The sequence below is a fragment of the Terrabacter carboxydivorans genome, assembly GCF_039532035.1.
GTDB lineage: Bacteria > Actinomycetota > Actinomycetes > Actinomycetales > Dermatophilaceae > Terrabacter > Terrabacter carboxydivorans.
The window spans coordinates 24,550-40,901 of sequence record NZ_BAAARE010000003.1 but is presented as its reverse complement, the minus strand read 5'-3'; the positions used below and the strand labels follow the sequence as shown (position 1 = coordinate 40,901).

Here is a 16,352-nt window from a genome sequence, read left to right as displayed (position 1 = left end):
TCAGGCGTTCTCGCGGATGGTGGGCAGGCCGAGCAGGACCGGGACCTTGCGTGGGCCCGACTCGTCGAAGGCGACGGTGGGGTCGGCCTCCTCGGGGGCGTTGACGAACGACACGAAGCGGGCGCGCTTCTCGGGGTCGTCGAGCACGGCCTTCCACTCGTCGCGGTAGCCCTCGACGTGACGGCCCATGGCGGCCTCCAGGTCGTCGGCGATGCCGAGGGAGTCCTCGCACACGACGGCCTTGAGGTGCTCGAGGCCGCCCTCGAGGGCGTCGAGCCACGGCGCGGTGCGCTGGAGACGGTCGGCGGTGCGGACGTAGAACATCAGGAACCGGTCGATGTAGCGCACGAGCGTCTCGTCGTCGAGGTCGCTCGCGAGCAGCCTCGCGTGGGCGGGGGTCTGGCCGCCGTTGCCGCAGACGTAGAGGTTCCAGCCCTTGTCGGTGGCGATGACCCCGACGTCCTTGCCCCGTGCCTCGGCGCACTCGCGGGCACACCCGGAGACGCCGAACTTGATCTTGTGGGGCGAGCGCAGGCCGCGGTAGCGGTGCTCCAGGTCGACGGCCATGCCGACGGAGTCCTGCACCCCGTAGCGGCACCACGTCGAGCCGACGCACGACTTCACGGTGCGCAGCGACTTGCCGTAGGCCTGCCCCGACTCCATGCCCACGTCGACGAGGCGCTGCCAGATCGCCGGCAGCTGCTCGACCCGGGCGCCGAAGAGATCGATCCGCTGACCGCCGGTGACCTTGACGTAGAGCCCGAAGTCCTGGGCGACCTGGCCGATCGTGATGAGCTGCTCGGCCGTGACCTCGCCACCGGGCATGCGCGGGACGATGGAGTAGGTGCCGTTCTTCTGGATGTTGGCGAGGAAGTGGTCGTTGCTGTCCTGCAGCGCGGCCTGCTCGCCGTCGAGCACGTGGTCGCTGCTCGTCGAGGCGAGGATCGAGGCGACCGTCGGCTTGCAGACCTCGCAGCCGGTGCCCGTGCCGTACCGCGCGACGAGGCCCGAGAAGGTGCGGATGCCCGTCGCAGAGACGATCTCGAAGAGCTCCGCACGGCTCTGCTCGAAGTGCTCGCACAGGGCCTTGGACAGCTCGACACCGGAGTCGACGAGGAGCTTCTTCACCGTGGGGAGGCAACCGCCACAGGTGGTTCCGGCGTTCGTGCAGCCCTTGATCGCGGCCAGGTCGCAGGCACCCTCGGCGATCGCCCCGCAGATCGAGCCCTTCGTCACGTTGTTGCACGAGCAGATGACGGCGTCGTCCGGCAGGGCGTCGGCCCCGAGCTCCGCTCCGGCGGGGGAGACGAGCGCGCCCGGGTCGCCGGGCACCTCGCGGCCGACGTACGCCTTGAGCGTCGTGTAGGCCGACGCGTCGCCGACGAGGATGCCGCCGAGGAGCGTGCGGGCGTCGTCGCTGAGCACGACCTTGGCGTAGGTGCCCTTCGTCGCGTCGGTGTGGACGATCTCGAGCGCCCCGGGCGTCGTCGCCATCGCATCGCCGAAGGACGCGACGTCGACGCCGAGCAGCTTGAGCTTCGTGGACAGGTCGGCGCCGGGGAAGGTGGCCTCGCCGCCGAGCAGCCGGTCGGCGACGACCTCGGCCATCGTGTAGCCGGGTGCGACCAGGCCGTAGCAGCGGCCCTCGACAGCCGCGACCTCGCCCACGGCCCAGACGTTCTCGTCGCTCGTGCGGCAGGCCGTGTCGGTCAGGACCCCGCCACGCTCGCCGACGTCGAGCCCGGCCTCGCGCGCAACGGCGTCCGAGGGACGCACCCCGGCGGAGAAGACGACGAGGTCGGTGAGCAGTGCGGTGCCGTCGGAGAGCTCGACGGCGAGGCGGCCGTCGTCCTGGGCAGCGATCGAGCTCGTGCCGGCGCCGGTGTGCACGTTGACCCCGAGGCCGCCGATGAGGCGCTCGAGCACGGCGCCGCCACCTTCGTCGACCTGCAGCGGCATGAGCCGCGGCGCGAACTCGACGACGTGCGGGGTCAGGCCCAGCAGGCGCAGGGCGTTCGCCGCCTCGAGGCCGAGCAGGCCGCCACCGACGACGAGACCGTTGGCCTCGCGGCCCTCGGCGTGGGCTCGCGCGATCGCCGCCTCGGCTGCCGCGCGGATGCCGTCGAGGTCGTCGAGCGTGCGGTAGACGAAGCAGCCCGCGGAGTCGTGCCCGGGCACGGGCGGGACGAAGGGGTGGGAGCCGGTGGCCAGGACCAGCGAGTCGTAGGCGACGAGGTCGCCGGCGCTCGTCCTCACGGTCCGCGCGGCGCGGTCGACGTGCTCGGCCCGGGTGCCGAGCCGCAGGTCCACCCGCTCGTCTCCGGCATACGTGCTGCCCGACAGCGCAAGGGCGCTCCGGTCCCATGCACCGACGTAGGACGACAGTCCCACGCGGTCGTATGCCGCGTCCGCCTCCTCCGAGAGGACGACGACCTTCCACGTGCTCTCCGCGTCGCGCGAGCGAAGGGCCTCGACGAAACGGTGGCCGACCATGCCGTGGCCGACGACGACCACGGTGCGCGTGCCGGTGGCGGCGATGTTCTCGGTGGTGGTGGACATCAGGCGGCTCCTTCGGTCAGGGCGGCGGGTGCCGGCACCGGTGCGGGGACGGGGACGGGCTGGTCGGCGGGTGCGGCGTGCGAGGTCGTCGGCTCGGAGGACCGCAGCCACGAGCAGAGCCCCTCGACGGCTCCCTTGCACGAGCCGCAGCCGGTCGTGGCCCGCGTCGCCTCGGCGACCGCCGGCACGGTGTCGGCGCCGGCTCGGAAGGCCCCGACGACCGCGGACTTCGTCACGGTGTTGCACCGGCAGATGACGGCGGTGCCGGGCATCTCCGCGAGGTTGACGCTCTCGGTCGCTCCCGACCGGGTGATGGCCCGGCCGAGCATGAGCGACAGGCGATCCCGGGGCACGGTGGCTCCGGTGTCGTAGAGCTGGGTCAGGGCCCCGGCGGCGTCGCCGACCCCGAGCAGGATCGCTCCGACGAGACGGTCCTGACGGAGCACGAGCTTGGCGTAGCGGCCGCGGCTCGGGTCGGTGAAGGCGAGCACCTCGTGTCCCGGGTCGTGCACGTCGACGTCGACGGTGCCCATGCTCGCGAGGTCGATGTCGTGCGCCTTGAGCCGGGTCAGGACGCTCGTGCCCTCGTAGACGGCGTCGGGGTCGGCGCCGGTGAGCACGTCGGCGAGGACGCGTGCCTGGTCCCACCCCGGCTGCACGAGCCCGGCGACCTCGCCGCGGTGCTCGGCGCACTCGCCGATGGCGTGCACGTGGGGGAGCGAGGCGCCCAGGCGGTCGTCGACGACGACGCCCCGGGCGACGTCGAGTCCCATGGAGACGGCCAGGTCGGTGCGGGGTCGGACGCCGGCGGCGACGACGACGAGGTCGGCGCGGAGGCTGGTGCCGTCGTCGAGGACGACGTGGGCCGGTGCGTCCATGGTCGCGGCGTGGCGGGCGGTGACGAGGCGGCCGAGGACGAGACGGGCACCCACGCCGCGGACGACGCGCGTGAGGACCGCGCCGCCGTCGGCGTCGAGCTGCCGGTCCATGGGGAAGTCCTGCGGGTGGACGACCGTGACCTCGACACCACGGGCCAACAGGCCCCGCGCGGCCTCGAGGCCGAGCAGACCGCCGCCGAGCACGACTGCGGTGGAAGCGGACTCGGCACCCTCGATGAGACGGGCACAGTCGTCCACCGTACGGAAGGCGACCACACCGTCGGCCAGCGCGGCCACGGGACCGGGCGTACCGGCATACAGCCCGTGGGTGGGCGGGACGAAGCTCGTGCTGCCGGTGGCGAGGACGAGCTCGTCCCAGGCCAGCACGCTCTCGCCCGCGTCGGACGTGAGGACCGCGGTGCGGGCGGTCACGTCGACGGAGCTGACCCGGGCGGCGGGGACGACGTCGATGCGGCGGGCCGCCCACCAGCCGTCGGGCTTGAGGCGCGTGTCATGGGCGGTGATGCCGCCGGCGACGACGGTCGAGAGCAGCACGCGGTTGTAGGCGGCGTGGGGCTCCTCGCCGACGACCGTGACGGCGAAGCGCGTTGCGTCGGGGTCGCGGTGGCGGATCTCCTCGGCGAGCCGGGCCCCGGCCATGCCGTTGCCGACGACGAGGACGTGCCTGCGGGTGGGGGTCATGCGACGGTCTCCAGTCGGACGGCGCACGCCTTGAACTCGGGCATGCGGCTCGTGGGGTCGAGGGCGGCGTGCGTCAACGAGTTCGCGCGCGCGTCGCCACCCCAGTGGAAGGGCAGGAAGACGACGTCCGGGCGCATGTCCTCGTCGACGCGGACGGCAGCGCGGGTGCGTCCCCGGCGGCTGACGACGTCGGCGAGGTCGCCGTCGGCGAGCCCGACGGCGCCAGCGGTGTCGGGGTGCACCTGCACGAACATCTCGCCCGCCGCCGTCGACAGCTCGTCGACGAGGCGCGTCTGCGCGCCGGACTGGTAGTGCTGGAGCAGTCGACCGGTCGTCGCGACGAGCGGGTATGCCGTGTCGTCGGCCTCCGCAGGACCGACGTGGTCGACGGCGACGAAGCGCGCGAGCCCGTCCGGCGTGGCGAAGCGGTCGAGGAAGAGTCGCGGCGTCCCCTGGGGGCGCTCGGTCGAGCAGGGCCAGTGCAGGCTCTCGCCGGCGTCGAGCCGCTCCCAGGTCACGGCCGAGTAGTCGGCCGGTCCGCCGGCGGACGCGCGACGCAGCTCGTCGAAGACGACGCGCGGGTCGGTGGGGAAGTCTGTGCTGCAACCGATCCGGGATGCGAGCTCGCTCCAGACCTCGAGCTCGCTGCGACAGCCTTCTGGCGCGGCAAGGGCGCGCCGTCGCCGCAGCACCCGCCCCTCGAGGTTGGTCAGCGTGCCCTCCTCCTCGGCCCACTGGAGGACGGGGAGCACGACGTCGGCGATCGCCGCGGTCTCGGACAGGACGAAGTCCGAGACGACGAGCAGGTCCAGCGCTGCGAGCCGCTCGCTGACGAGGCGGGCGTCGGGGGCAGACACGACGGGGTTCGACCCGTGCACGAGCAGCACCCGCGGACCACCGTCCGTCCCGAGAGCCGCGAGCAGCTCGAAGGCGCTGCGCCCGGGCCCTGGCAGGTCGGCCGGGTCGACGCCCCACACGGCGGCCACGTGGGCGCGCGCGGCGGGGTCGTCGATCTTGCGGTAGCCGGGCAGCTGGTCGGCCTTCTGGCCGTGCTCGCGGCCCCCCTGGCCGTTGCCCTGGCCGGTGATGGTGCCGAAGCCGGTGCCCGGGTTGCCGGGCAGCCCGAGCACGAGGGCGAGGGCGATGAACGCGGTGACGGTGTCGGTGCCGCTGGCGTGCTGCTCGCTGCCGCGAGCGGAGAGGATGTAGGCGCCGCGCTCGGTGTCGCGGGCCCGCGCCAGCGCCGCCACCGCGGACCGCATCGTCGTCACGGCGACCCCGGTGACCCGCTCGACCCGCTCCGGCAGCCACTGCGCCGCGATCGGCCAGAGGTCCTCGAAGCCGGAGGTGCGCTCGTCGACGTAGCGGCGGTCGGCATACCCCTCGGTGACGGCGAGGTGCAGCATGCCGAGGGCCAGGGCGGCGTCGGTGCCCGGGCGCAGCTGCAGGTGCAGACCGCCGCCGTCGATCGCCTTGGCCGCGGTCGGGGTGAGGCGAGGGTCGGCCACCATGAGGCCGCCGGCGTCGGCGGCACGCACGAGGTGGGTGAGGAAGGGCGGCATCGTCTCGGCCGGGTTGGCGCCGAGGAGCAGCACCGCGTGCGCCGAGCCGATGTCGGTGACCGGGAAGGGGAGCCCGCGGTCCAGCCCGAAGCACCTGATCCCGGCTGCGGCGGCCGAGCTCATGCACCACCGGCCGTTGTAGTCGATCTGGCTCGTCCGCAGCGCGACCCGAGCGAACTTGCCCAGCTGGTAAGCCTTCTCGTTGGTCAGGCCTCCGCCGCCGAAGACCGCGACCGCGTCCTTGCCGTATGCCGTCTGCGTCCGAACGATGGCATCGGCCACGACGTCGAGGGCCTCGTCCCAGGACGCCGGCTCGAGCGCGCCTCCGCGGCGGACGAGCGGGCTGGTGAGGCGCGAGGGCGCGCGGAGCAGCTCGGCGCTCGTCCAGCCCTTCTGGCACAGGCCTCCCCGGTTCGTCGGGAAGCGGCGCGGGCTCACCGTGAGGGCGGCGGCCGACGTCCCCGTCAGCGTCATCGCGCACTGGAGCCCGCAGTAGGCGCAGTGCGTCGCGACGCCGGCCGGCGCGTGGTCGGTGGCCTCACCGGACCGCCCCCTGATCGCGGTCCCGCTGGAAGGGCTGGTCGCGGTGGTCATCGGCGGTAGCGCACCTTCGTCAGGATGGCCGCGCCGACGTAGAAGAGGGTGAAGACGACGAACGCGGCCGTCGCCGAGTGGGCGGCCCCCTGGTAGGACGCGCGCAGCCCGAGGTTGATGAGCACGCCACCCAGGGCTCCGATGGCGCCGGCGATGCCGATGAGGGCGCCGGACATCGAGCGGGACCAGGCCGCGCGCTCGAGCGCCGGGCCGGGGACCGTCGCCGACTTCGCCTCGAAGAGCGCGGGGATCATCTTGTAGACCGAGCCGTTGCCGACACCGGAGAGGACGAAGAGGAGCACGAAGCCGCCGATGAGGCCGGTCAGCTGGAGCCCCGTCGCGGCGCCCCGGGTCAGGTCGTCGGAGCGGGCCGCGAGGGTCACGAGCACGCCCGCGACGGCCATGCCGACGAAGGTCCACAGCGTCACCGAGGCGCCGCCGCGGCGGTCGGCCAGGCGCCCGCCCCACACCCGGCTGAGCGAGCCGAGGAGCGGCCCGGCGAAGGCGATCTGCGCGGCGTGCAGGCTCGCGGCGGCCGTTTGCGCCGGCGTCGGCACCCCGCCGCCCGTCAGGCCGGCGAGGAAGGTCTGGTTGAGCACCTGGCCGAAGGCGAAGCCGAAGCCGATGAACGAGCCGAACGTGCCGATGTAGAGCAGCGAGATGACCCAGGCGTCGGCGTGCCGCAGCACCTCGAGCATGGCCCTGGGGTTGGCCGTCTGGTGGTCGAGGTTGTCCATGAAGACGGCAGCCCCGATGCTCGCGACGGCCAGCAGCACGAGGTAGACGGCGCACACGACCTCGGGCCGGCGGTTGCCGAGGGTCGCGATGACGAGCAGGCCGACGAGCTGGACCACGGGGACGCCGATGTTTCCGCCACCGGCGTTGAGACCAAGTGCCCAGCCCTTCATCCGCTGCGGGTAGAAGGCGTTGATGTTGGTCATCGAGGAGGCGAAGTTGCCGCCGCCCAGACCGGCGAGCCCGGCGACGAGCAGGAACGTCGTCAGCGAGTGTCCCGGGTTGACCATGAGCCACCAGGTCAGCACCGTCGGGACGAGGAGTGCGAAGCCGCTGACGATGGCCCAGTTGCGGCCGCCGAAGAAGGCCGTCGCCATCGTGTAGGGCACCCGCAGCACCGCACCGACAAGGGTCGGCACCGCGACGAGGAAGAACTTGTCGGCGGCGGTGAAGCCGTAGACGGCCTGCGGCATGAAGAGCACCATGACCGACCAGATCGACCAGATCGAGAAGCCGATGTGCTCGGTCGCGACCGACCAGACGAGGTTGCGGCGGGCGACGCGGCTGTTGCCCCCCTCCCACGCCGCGGTGTCCTCCGGGTCCCAGTCCCGGATGACACGCGACCGCGGTGCCGTGAGGCGGCGGAAGCGGCTCGGGCTCTCCGGGACGAGGGTCGGCGTGCTGGGCGGTGCGGCGACGCTGCCGTTCGTGCTGGTGCCGGTGCTGTGTCCGGTGGTCGTGCTCACGGGGTTCCTCCTCGGGAGGCGGGTCGGGGGCCGCTGCGAGAGCGTGGCGCCCACGCTAGGAAGCCGGTGTTGCAGGGCGTCCGACCCGGTGTGACACCTCCGTTACGTCTGCCTCACGGGGTGACGGCACGGTCGTGAGGTCTCGCACGCGGGCTCTTCGGTGCACCCTCACGGCCCACCGGGGAAGGCGTGAGGTGGTCTGCCGCGTAGGCTCCCCGTCATGACGTCGGCTCCCGACCAGGCATCGCTCAGCACCCTGTCCGTGGGCACGGCCGGACCGCGCATCGCCTTCCTGCACGGCCTCTTCGGCCAGGGCCGCAACTGGAACCAGATCGCCAAGGCGGTCAGCGGGCCCGAGGGCGCCGATGCCCGGTGCCTGCTCGTCGACCTGCCCGACCACGGCCGGTCGCCGTGGTCGCAGGAGTTCTCGCTCGACGCCTACGCCGATGCCGTGGCGGCGACGTTGCGTGCCGCCGGCGAGGGCGACCGGTGGGCCGTCGTCGGGCACTCGCTCGGCGGCAAGGTCGCCATGGTGCTGGCGCTGCGCCACCCGGAGCTCGTCGAGCGCCTCGTCGTCGTCGACATCGCCCCCAAGGGCTACGGCTCGCTCGAGCGCTTCGAGGGCTACATCCGTGAGATGCAGGCGCTGCCCCTCGGGGAGCTGACGAGCCGCGGCGACGCCGAGGCCCGGTTCGCCGAGCCCGACCCCGGCGTCAAGGCGTTCCTGCTGCAGAACCTGCGCCGCGACGGCCAGGGCTGGCGCTGGCAGGTGAACCTCGACCTCGTCGCGCGCGACGCCGCCCTCGGGGTGGACTCCCACATCGCCGACTGGCCCACCGGTGTCGACGAGCTCGCGCCCTACGAGGGTCCGGTGCTGTGGGTCGCCGGCGGCGACTCCGGCTACGTCAAGCGGGAGGACGGCGACCGCATGCGCCGGCACTTCCCGCGCACGCGCCTCTTCACGATCAAGGGGGCCGGGCACTGGGTGCACACCGATGCCCCCGAGATCATCGTCACCGCCCTGCGCCGTTTCGTCGCGGACCCGGCCTGACGGCATACGCCCTCGGTTCACCCACCGAACGCAGCGTTCGATCGCGAACTCACTGCTCTACCAACGCTTTCGCGACCGAACGCCGCGTTCGGTGGCAAAAGCACTGGGGCGGTGATCCCGTCAGAGGAGGCGGCGGCCCATCGCCCAGGCGGTGAGCTCGTGGCGCGAGCTGAGCTGCAGCTTGCGCAGCACCGAGCTGACGTGGGTCTCGACGGTCTTGACGGAGATGAAGAGCTCCTTCGCCACCTCCTTGTACTGGTAGCCGCGCGCGATGAGGCGCATCACCTCACGCTCGCGGGCCGAGAGCCGGTCGAGCTCCTCGTCGATCTCCGCGACCTCGCCCGCCGCCGCACCGAACGCGTCGAGGACGAAGCCGGCCAGGCGCGGGCTGAAGACGGCGTCGCCGTCGGCCACGCGCCCGATGGCGGTGAGCAGCTCCTCGGCGTTGATCGTCTTGGTGACGTAGCCGCGGGCCCCGGCGCGGATGACGGCGATGACGTCCTCGGCGGCGTCGGACACCGAGAGCGCCAGGAAGCGCACCGGCACCCCGGCGCGTGACTGCACGGCCGCGCACGCGCGGATGACGTCGGCCCCGCCGTGGCCGTCGCCGCCGGGCAGGTGCACGTCGAGGAGCACGACGTCGGGCTGCTCGTCCTTGATGACCTGCACGGCCGACTCGACCGCTCCGGCCTCGCCGGCGATCTCGAGCGTGAAGGCGCCGGGCCTCGGCGTCGCTGCGAGGGAGCTCAGCTCGGCGCGCACGCCGGTGCGGAACATGTGGTGGTCGTCGACGATGACGATGCGGTTGGTCCGCGGGTCGGTCATGAAGCCTGCTCCTGGGTCTGGGTGCTCGGGACGACGGGGTCGGGTGAGGTTGCGGGGGAGGGCTGCTCCGGCTGCGGCTGGCTGACGGGCAGCCGCAGCTCGACCTCGGTGCCGTCGGCGCGCCGGCGGATGCGGGCCGTGCCGCCGTGGCGCTCCATGCGCCCGATGATCGACTCGCGCACGCCGGCCCGGTCGTCGGGGACGGTGTCGAGGTCGAAGCCGCTGCCGTGGTCGCGCACGAACGCCTCGACCGCGTCGGGGCCGACCTCGACGTAGGTGCTGACGGGCGGGCTCGCGTGGCGCACGGCGTTCCAGGTCGCCTCGCGCACGGCCTTGACGAGGGCGTCGAGGTGCTCGTCCATCGGCCGGTCGCCGGTGACGACGAGCTGCACTGGCACGCCGTGGAGGTCCTCGACCTCGCCCATCGCTGCGGTGAGGGCAGCGCCGAGGGTGCCGGCGCGGGCGTCCTCGTCGTAGAGGTAGCTGCGCAGCTGGCGCTCCTGCGCCCGCGCCAGCCGGGCCACCGCGGCCGCGTCACCGGACTGGCGCTGGATGAGGGCGAGCGTCTGCAGCACCGAGTCGTGCAGGTGGGCCGCGATGTCGGCGCGCTCGGTCGCGCGGATGCGGGCCGCCTGCTCGAGGCGCAGGTTGCTCCAGAGGCGCAGGATCCACGGCGCGGAGAGGACCGCGACGCCGACGAGGGCGGCGAGCACGGCGCCGGCGACCTGCCACAGCTCGGTGAGGTTGGTGCCGCGCACGAGCAGCCCGACGAGGCCGAGGATGGTCAGGCCGAGGCCGACGACGAGCCAGATCCAGCGGACCGGGCGGCGCGCGCCGAGGGTGTCGGTGTCGTCGAGCTGGGACCAGAAGAAGATGGCGCCGATGACGATCGCGACGACCGGCAGGATCACCTCGGCGTGCACGTCGAGGCCGGCGCTGCCGAGCCACAGGGCGCCGGCGACCGCGAGGGCCGCGACCCCGAGCAGGGTGATGAGCACGGCCTGGTTGCCGCTGCGCAGCCAGGTGCGCAGCGCGGCCAGGTCGATCTGGTGCCGGGGGCCGCTCGCGCCCGTGGAGGAGGGGGGCGGGGCGGCGGCCGTGCCGGCCGGGACGGTGGCGGGCAGGCCGGTGACGGGCAGGGCGGTGACGGGCGCTGCGGTGAGGGTGGGGTCGAGGTCGCCGACCTCCCGCATCGTCGCCCACAGGAAGACGTAGACCGCGAGCCCTGCCCCGAAGGGGATGCTCGTCAGCACGAGCGCGACCCGGACCGCCACGACGGGGACGCCGAGGTGCGCGGCGAGCCCGGCGGCGACACCGGCGATGACCTTGCCCTGGCGCTGGCGCACGAGCGGCGGCCGTGGCGTCGTGCGCCACGAGGTCCCCGCGGGTCCCGGGGGACGCGCCGGGCCCGTTCCGTTCTCGTATGCCGTCTGCACCGTCCCATCCTGACCCACCCGGGGACGTCGGGGCGACCATCCGGGCCTGCTTTGGGGGTCGCGTCAGGGTGCGCTCAGGGTCGACCCTCATGGATGGACCACGGGCCGGGCGCCACTCTGGTGCCATGACGAAAACCAATGACGCCCCGGGCCAGGGGCAGGAGCAGCGCAACGGGCTCGACGGTCTCTACACCGCGCTGCGGCGCCCGGGGGTCGTGCGCCAGTCGAACGGCCGCTGGTTCGCCGGCGTCGCCGCCGGCGTGGCCCGCTGGCTCGGCGTCGACCCGCTCGTCGTGCGGGCGGGCTTCATCCTCTTCTCGATCTTCTTCGGGATGGGGCTCGCGCTCTACCTCGTGCTGTGGCTGCTGATGCCCGACGAGCGCGGCGAGATCCACCTCGAGCGCGCGCTCAAGCACGGCGAGGGCAGCTCGATCTTCCTGCTCGTCATCACGGTGATGGCCGTCCTCGGCGGCGGACCGTGGTGGGGTGGCGACAGCCGCGGCTTCCGCTTCTTCGGGTTCGTCCTGCTCGTCGTCGGCGCCTGGTGGTTCCTCAAGCGCACCGACACCGGGCGCGAGCTCATGGCGACCGCGCCGTGGAGGAGCCGCGCCGGTGGCCCGAGCAGCACGTCGACCGCGGCGCCGACCGCCGCGGCGACGACGACCGACCCCGTGACCGGTGCGCCGCTCACGACACCGGCGTCAGGCCCCGCGTCCTCGCCGCCTCCCTCGGCCGCGTACGGCTCGACGGGCAACGCCGCGGCCAACGCCGGCGCGACGCTCGCCGCACCCCACCCGCCCGCCCCGACACCGGTGCGCGAGCGCACCCCGACCATCGGGTTCGCCGGCGGCCTGCTCGTCCTCGGACTGGCCATCGTCACCGCCGTCGTCATCTCGTCCGTGGCCCTCGCGGCCGGGTGGCCCGGCAACCACATCGCGGTCGGAGTCGCCTCAGGCCTGGGCGTGCTCGGGCTCGGCATCCTCGTCGCCGGCATCGCCGGCCGCCGGTCCGGTGGCCTCGCCTTCTTCGCCGTGGTCGGCATGATCGCCGCTGCGTCCTCGGCGGCCGCGCCGGCTGGGCTCTCCCAGCCGTGGCAGGTCGGCGACCAGACCCACGTGCTCACCTCGTTGACGCCTCAGCCGAGCTTCCAGCTGGGCATGGGCGAGATGACGCTCGACCTAACGAAGGCGGATCTCGGTCCAGTCGGGGGAGCCAGTCCCGTGTCGGCGACCGTGGGCATCGGACAGATCAACGTGGTGGTCCCCAAGGGCGTTCACGTGACGGTCAATGCGCGAGCCAAGGTCGGCGGCCTGCACGCAACGGGTACGACGGACGGCACGGTCAACCTCGAGCCCACGCAGGACAAGAGCGGGGCGTCGGGCCTGGACGCCGGCGGCGTCAACTGGGACGAGGTCGTCCCGCTCGGCCCCCAGGACAAGCCCGTGGAGATCGTCGTCGACGCAGAGGTGGGCCTGGGCGCCATCCGGATCACGACCGGGAGCGCGTCATGAGCACCCACGACGACGAACCGACGAACGAACCGATCGACCACGCAGCGGAGACGAGCGACATGAGCAGCAGCAGCGACACCCCCGACCCGACCCCCGAGTTCCGTGACCCCACCGCCGACCCGATGACGGACCCGATCACGCTCCCGACGACCGGCACGGTCCCGGAGACGACGGCAATCCCGCCGCCGTCGACGCAGACGCTGCCGGCGTCGACGCCCTTCCGGGTCGAGCCGGCCACCCCGGTCCCGGACGACGCGATCGCCGCGGGGGCACGCCTGCCGCACGTCGCGCCGCCGGAGGCCCAGCCCGTGCCACCGGTCCAGCAGGCCCAGCCCGCTCCGCAGCCGGCGCCCCGCCCGGCGCTCGTCACGGTCAACAAGGGCCCGCGTCCGGCGACCATCATGCTCGGGCTGCTCTCGGTCCTCATGGCGGCCTACGTCCTCGTGGCCAACCTGACGGACGCCCACCTCAGCGTCCGGATGATCGGTCCGACGATGATCGGCGCGTTCGGCGGCATGCTGCTCCTCGTCGGGATCGCGGGAGTCGTCGCGGGACGGCTGCGTCGCTGAACAGGTCTCCCCGGACGGTTGCCGCGCCCACCGTCGACGCGCGTGACTAGGCTCGGCAGCACGCTCGCCGGTCAGGTCCGGCACACGCAAAGGGGAGATCACGTGCTCAGAAAGTCCGGCATCAGCCTCGAGGCCCTCGACCGGTCGACCCGGCCCCAGGACGACCTCTTCAGGTTCGTCAACGGGACGTGGCTCGACACGACGGAGATCCCGGGTGACCGGGCCCGCTTCGGCACCTTCGACATCCTGCGCGAGGAGTCGACGGCGCGGGTCCGTGACCTCATCGAGGAGGCGGCCGGCGCCGACGACGGCGCCCCGGGCACCCCGAAGCGGCAGGTGGGTGACCTCTACGCGAGCTTCACCGACACGGACCGCATCGAGGAGCTCGGGCTCGCGCCGCTGCAGGCCGTGCTGTCCGAGGTCGCTGCCGTCGACGACGTCGAGTCGCTCGGCGTCGCGCTCGGCCGGCTCGCGCGTGACGGTGTTGCCGGGGTCGTCCAGCAGTTCGTCTCGCCCGACGAGCGCTCGCCGGAGGACTACGTCGTCTACCTCGAGCAGGGAGGCCTGGGGCTTCCCGACGAGTCCTACTACCGCGAGGAGAAGTACTCCGACATCCGGACGGCCTATGTCGCCCACGTCGGACGACTCCTCGGCCTCGCCGGCATCCCCGACGCCGAGTCGAAGGCGACGAGCATCATGGCGCTCGAGACCCTGCTCGCCGCCTCACACTGGGACACCGTCAGCAACCGCGACGCCATCAAGACCTACAACGCCCACACCTTCGCGGAGGTCAAGGAGCTGTCACCCCAGCTCCCTTGGGAGGCTTGGCTTTCCGGTCTCCAGGCGCCGGCGGGTTCGTTCGACAAGGTCGTGGTCCGCCAGCCCAGCTTCGTCTCCGGCCTGGGCGCAGCGCTCGAGTCGACCGACATCGCCGACTGGCGCTCGTGGCTGACGTGGCACGTCCTGTCGGAGTTCGCCTCGGTGCTGCCGCAGTCCTTCGTCGACGAGGACTTCGACTTCTACGGCCGCACGCTCTCGGGCCAGCCCGAGAACAAGGAGCGCTGGAAGCGCGGTGTCTCCGTCGTCGAGGCGTGCATCGGTGAGGCCGTCGGCCGTCTCTATGCCGAACGGTGGTTCCCGCCCGCGGCCAAGGCCCGCATGCAGGAGCTCGTCGCCAACCTCGTCGAGGCCTTCCGCAGGTCCTTCTCCTCGCTCGAGTGGATGGGCCCCGAGACGCGCGCGCAGGCCGTCGACAAGCTCGACGCGTTCACGCCGAAGATCGGCTACCCCGACGTGTGGCGCGACTACTCCGCGATCCAGATCGACCCGGCTGACCTCGTCGGCAACGTCAGGCGCAGCACGGCGTTCGAGGTCGACCGCAACCTGGCCAAGGTCGGGCGCCCGATCGACCGCAGCGAGTGGTTCATGCTGCCCCAGACGGTCAACGCCTACTACATGCCGTCGATGAACGAGATCGTCTTCCCGGCCGCGATCCTGCAGCCGCCGTTCTTCGACCTCGAGGCCGACGACGCCGTCAACTACGGCGGCATCGGCGCGGTGATCGGCCACGAGCTCGGCCACGGCTTCGACGACCAGGGCTCGCGCTACGACGGCACCGGCGCCCTGCGGGACTGGTGGACCGAGGCCGATCGCGAGCGGTTCGACGCCCTGTCCCAGCGGCTCATCGAGCAGTTCAGCACCTACACGCCGGCCGGGCTCTCCGAGGACCACAAGGTCAACGGCGGCCTGACCGTCGGCGAGAACATCGGCGACCTCGGCGGCCTGCAGATCGGCTACGCGGCCTACCGCATCGCGACGGAGGACGGCGGCATGCCGGAGCTCGACGGCTTCACCGGACCGCAGCGCTTCTTCATCGGCTGGGCGCAGGTGTGGCGCGGCAAGGCGCGCGAGGCCGAGGCCATCCGCCTGCTCGCCATCGACCCGCACTCCCCGCAGGACGTGCGCGGCAACGCCGTGCGCAACGTGACGGAGTTCCACGAGGCGTTCGGGGTCAAGCCCGACGACGCGATGTGGCTCGAGGAGGACCAGCGCGTCCGGATCTTCTGACGTCCGCAGACGCCGTGACGACCGACCCCGTGGGCTCGCGCCCGGGGGTCAGTCGTCCAGCGGGAGCTTGAAGCCCACGTGGGAGGCCACGAACCCGAGCCGCTCGTAGAAGCGGCGGGCGTCGGTGCGGCTCGCGTCGCTCGTCAGCTGCACGAGGGTGGCGCCCAGCCGGCGTGACTCCTCGACCGCCCAGGTGAGGAGCTCGGTCCCGAGGCCCGAGCCGCGCTCGTCCCGCGCGACGCGGACGCCCTCGATGATCGAGCGGGTGGCGCCGCGCCGCGACAGCCCGGGGATGTCGCTCAGCTGGAGCGTCCCGACGACGACTCCGTCCCTCTCGGCGACGACGAGGTGCTGCCCGGGGTCGGCCACGATGCGGTCGTATGCCGTGTCGTACGTCTTCGTGTCGCCGGGGTCCTCGCGCGCCGCGCCCAACGGATCGTCGGCCAGCAGGGCCACGACCGCCGCGACGTCATCACGGGTCGCGGGCCGGATCACCAACGGGCTCATGCGCTCTCGGCGGCGACCTTGAGCTGGGCGAGCCCCTTCTCGAAGTCGGGGCCGACGATCTTCTCCATCGACCAGACCTTGCTCATGAGGCGCATGACGACGTTCTGGGGGCCGGTCATGGCCCACTCGACGTGCGTGCCGTCGCCGGCTGGAGTCAGGGTGAAGTCGACGCGGTTGTGGGCCTTCATCGGCGCGGCGAACAGGAGGTCGACCGCGACGTGCTGCGGCTCGGACTCGAGGATCTCCATGCGGCCCTCGCCGGCCTTGCTGTTGCCGCGCCAGGCGTAGACGGCTCCGACGCCGGTGGGCGCGCCGGTGTAGGTGCGTTCCATCGCCGGGTCGATGCCCTCCCACGGCGACCACGCCTGCCACTCGTGGAAGTCGTTGACGAGGGCGTGCACCCGCTCCGGGGGAGCGGCGATCGTCGTCTCGCGGCTGAGGTGGAAGCTCTTGTCGGCCATGGCCGCATCCTGCCACCGCGGCAGTCGTCGACGCGGTCGGACGCGGCCGTGCCCCGCCGCTGCTCTCGCAACCGCCCGTTTCGTCACACGCGTCACACTCGTCCCGATATCACCGAATCCCAGTCATTTACGACGATTACCGGGACATG

Annotated in this window: 12 protein-coding genes; 4 read left to right on the top strand and 8 right to left on the bottom strand. The window is 72.7% G+C overall.

Going from position 1 to position 16,352, the window contains the following annotated elements; translation table 11 throughout:
- Genes nirB through ABD297_RS03905 form a run of 4 tightly spaced genes read right to left on the bottom strand, consistent with a single transcriptional unit; the run spans position 1 to position 7,776 of the window.
- Positions 1–2,559 carry a nitrite reductase large subunit NirB gene (nirB, locus tag ABD297_RS03920; protein WP_344253177.1) on the bottom strand — a complete coding sequence of 853 codons (2,559 nt, stop codon included), beginning with the start codon at positions 2,557–2,559 and terminating at the stop codon, positions 1–3.
- Complete coding sequence (locus tag ABD297_RS03915) at positions 2,559–4,139, bottom strand: FAD-dependent oxidoreductase (RefSeq protein WP_344253175.1); 1,581 nt, start codon at positions 4,137–4,139, stop codon at positions 2,559–2,561. Before ABD297_RS03915 ends, nirB begins: the two co-directional genes overlap by 1 nt.
- Entirely contained in the window at positions 4,136–6,295 is a 2,160-nt protein-coding gene (locus tag ABD297_RS03910; RefSeq protein ID WP_344253173.1) for a molybdopterin oxidoreductase family protein, read from the bottom strand. Before ABD297_RS03910 ends, ABD297_RS03915 begins: the two co-directional genes overlap by 4 nt.
- Positions 6,292–7,776, bottom strand: a complete 1,485-nt coding sequence (locus ABD297_RS03905; RefSeq protein WP_344253172.1) for a nitrate/nitrite transporter — start codon at positions 7,774–7,776, stop codon at positions 6,292–6,294. The genes ABD297_RS03910 and ABD297_RS03905 overlap by 4 nt, the downstream gene beginning before the upstream one ends.
- A gap of 220 nt (positions 7,777–7,996) precedes the next feature.
- Between ABD297_RS03905 and ABD297_RS03900 the strand changes: the two genes are divergently transcribed.
- Positions 7,997–8,827 carry an alpha/beta fold hydrolase gene (locus tag ABD297_RS03900; RefSeq protein WP_344253170.1) on the top strand — a complete coding sequence of 277 codons (831 nt, stop codon included), beginning with the start codon at positions 7,997–7,999 and terminating at the stop codon, positions 8,825–8,827.
- 120 nt (positions 8,828–8,947) lie between these two features.
- Here ABD297_RS03900 and ABD297_RS03895 read toward each other — a convergent pair whose 3' ends face one another.
- Together ABD297_RS03895 and ABD297_RS03890 are read right to left on the bottom strand one after the other, a co-directional pair.
- Entirely contained in the window at positions 8,948–9,652 is a 705-nt protein-coding gene (locus tag ABD297_RS03895; RefSeq protein WP_344253168.1) for a LuxR C-terminal-related transcriptional regulator, read from the bottom strand.
- A complete protein-coding gene (locus ABD297_RS03890) occupies positions 9,649–11,088 on the bottom strand; it encodes an ATP-binding protein (protein ID WP_344253166.1) in 1,440 nt (479 codons plus the stop codon). Before ABD297_RS03890 ends, ABD297_RS03895 begins: the two co-directional genes overlap by 4 nt.
- Positions 11,089–11,213: 125 nt before the next feature.
- On the opposite strand from ABD297_RS03890, the gene ABD297_RS03885 reads away from it, so the two are divergent.
- The 3 genes from ABD297_RS03885 to ABD297_RS03875 all read left to right on the top strand — a co-directional run bounded on the left by ABD297_RS03885 (position 11,214) and on the right by ABD297_RS03875 (position 15,235).
- Complete coding sequence (locus tag ABD297_RS03885) at positions 11,214–12,599, top strand: PspC domain-containing protein (RefSeq protein WP_344253164.1); 1,386 nt, start codon at positions 11,214–11,216, stop codon at positions 12,597–12,599.
- The gene (locus ABD297_RS03880) at positions 12,596–13,168 is read left to right on the top strand and encodes a hypothetical protein (RefSeq protein ID WP_344253162.1); all 573 of its coding nucleotides are present in this window, start codon (positions 12,596–12,598) and stop codon (positions 13,166–13,168) included. Before ABD297_RS03885 ends, ABD297_RS03880 begins: the two co-directional genes overlap by 4 nt.
- A gap of 102 nt (positions 13,169–13,270) precedes the next feature.
- Positions 13,271–15,235 carry a M13 family metallopeptidase gene (locus tag ABD297_RS03875; RefSeq protein ID WP_344253159.1) on the top strand — a complete coding sequence of 655 codons (1,965 nt, stop codon included), beginning with the start codon at positions 13,271–13,273 and terminating at the stop codon, positions 15,233–15,235.
- A 48-nt stretch (positions 15,236–15,283) separates the two neighbouring features.
- Here the strand turns inward: ABD297_RS03875 and ABD297_RS03870 are convergent, their stop codons facing one another.
- Together ABD297_RS03870 and ABD297_RS03865 are read right to left on the bottom strand one after the other, a co-directional pair.
- Complete coding sequence (locus tag ABD297_RS03870) at positions 15,284–15,742, bottom strand: GNAT family N-acetyltransferase (RefSeq protein ID WP_344253157.1); 459 nt, start codon at positions 15,740–15,742, stop codon at positions 15,284–15,286.
- The gene (locus ABD297_RS03865; protein ID WP_344253155.1) at positions 15,739–16,203 is read right to left on the bottom strand and encodes an SRPBCC family protein; all 465 of its coding nucleotides are present in this window, start codon (positions 16,201–16,203) and stop codon (positions 15,739–15,741) included. Before ABD297_RS03865 ends, ABD297_RS03870 begins: the two co-directional genes overlap by 4 nt.
- Positions 16,204–16,352 lie beyond the last annotated feature (149 nt).

Bases quoted from the DNA above. Each gene is read 5' to 3' on its own strand.
- nirB (WP_344253177.1), bottom strand. From the start codon at position 2,559: ATGTCCACCACCACCGAGAACATCGCCGCCACCGGCACGCGCACCGTG.
- ABD297_RS03915 (WP_344253175.1), bottom strand. From the start codon at position 4,139: ATGACCCCCACCCGCAGGCACGTCCTCGTCGTCGGCAACGGCATGGCC.
- ABD297_RS03910 (WP_344253173.1), bottom strand. From the start codon at position 6,295: ATGACCACCGCGACCAGCCCTTCCAGCGGGACCGCGATCAGGGGGCGG.
- ABD297_RS03900 (WP_344253170.1), top strand. From the start codon at position 7,997: ATGACGTCGGCTCCCGACCAGGCATCGCTCAGCACCCTGTCCGTGGGC.
- ABD297_RS03895 (WP_344253168.1), bottom strand. From the start codon at position 9,652: ATGACCGACCCGCGGACCAACCGCATCGTCATCGTCGACGACCACCAC.
- ABD297_RS03885 (WP_344253164.1), top strand. From the start codon at position 11,214: ATGACGAAAACCAATGACGCCCCGGGCCAGGGGCAGGAGCAGCGCAAC.
- ABD297_RS03880 (WP_344253162.1), top strand. From the start codon at position 12,596: ATGAGCACCCACGACGACGAACCGACGAACGAACCGATCGACCACGCA.
- ABD297_RS03870 (WP_344253157.1), bottom strand. From the start codon at position 15,742: ATGAGCCCGTTGGTGATCCGGCCCGCGACCCGTGATGACGTCGCGGCG.
- ABD297_RS03865 (WP_344253155.1), bottom strand. From the start codon at position 16,203: ATGGCCGACAAGAGCTTCCACCTCAGCCGCGAGACGACGATCGCCGCT.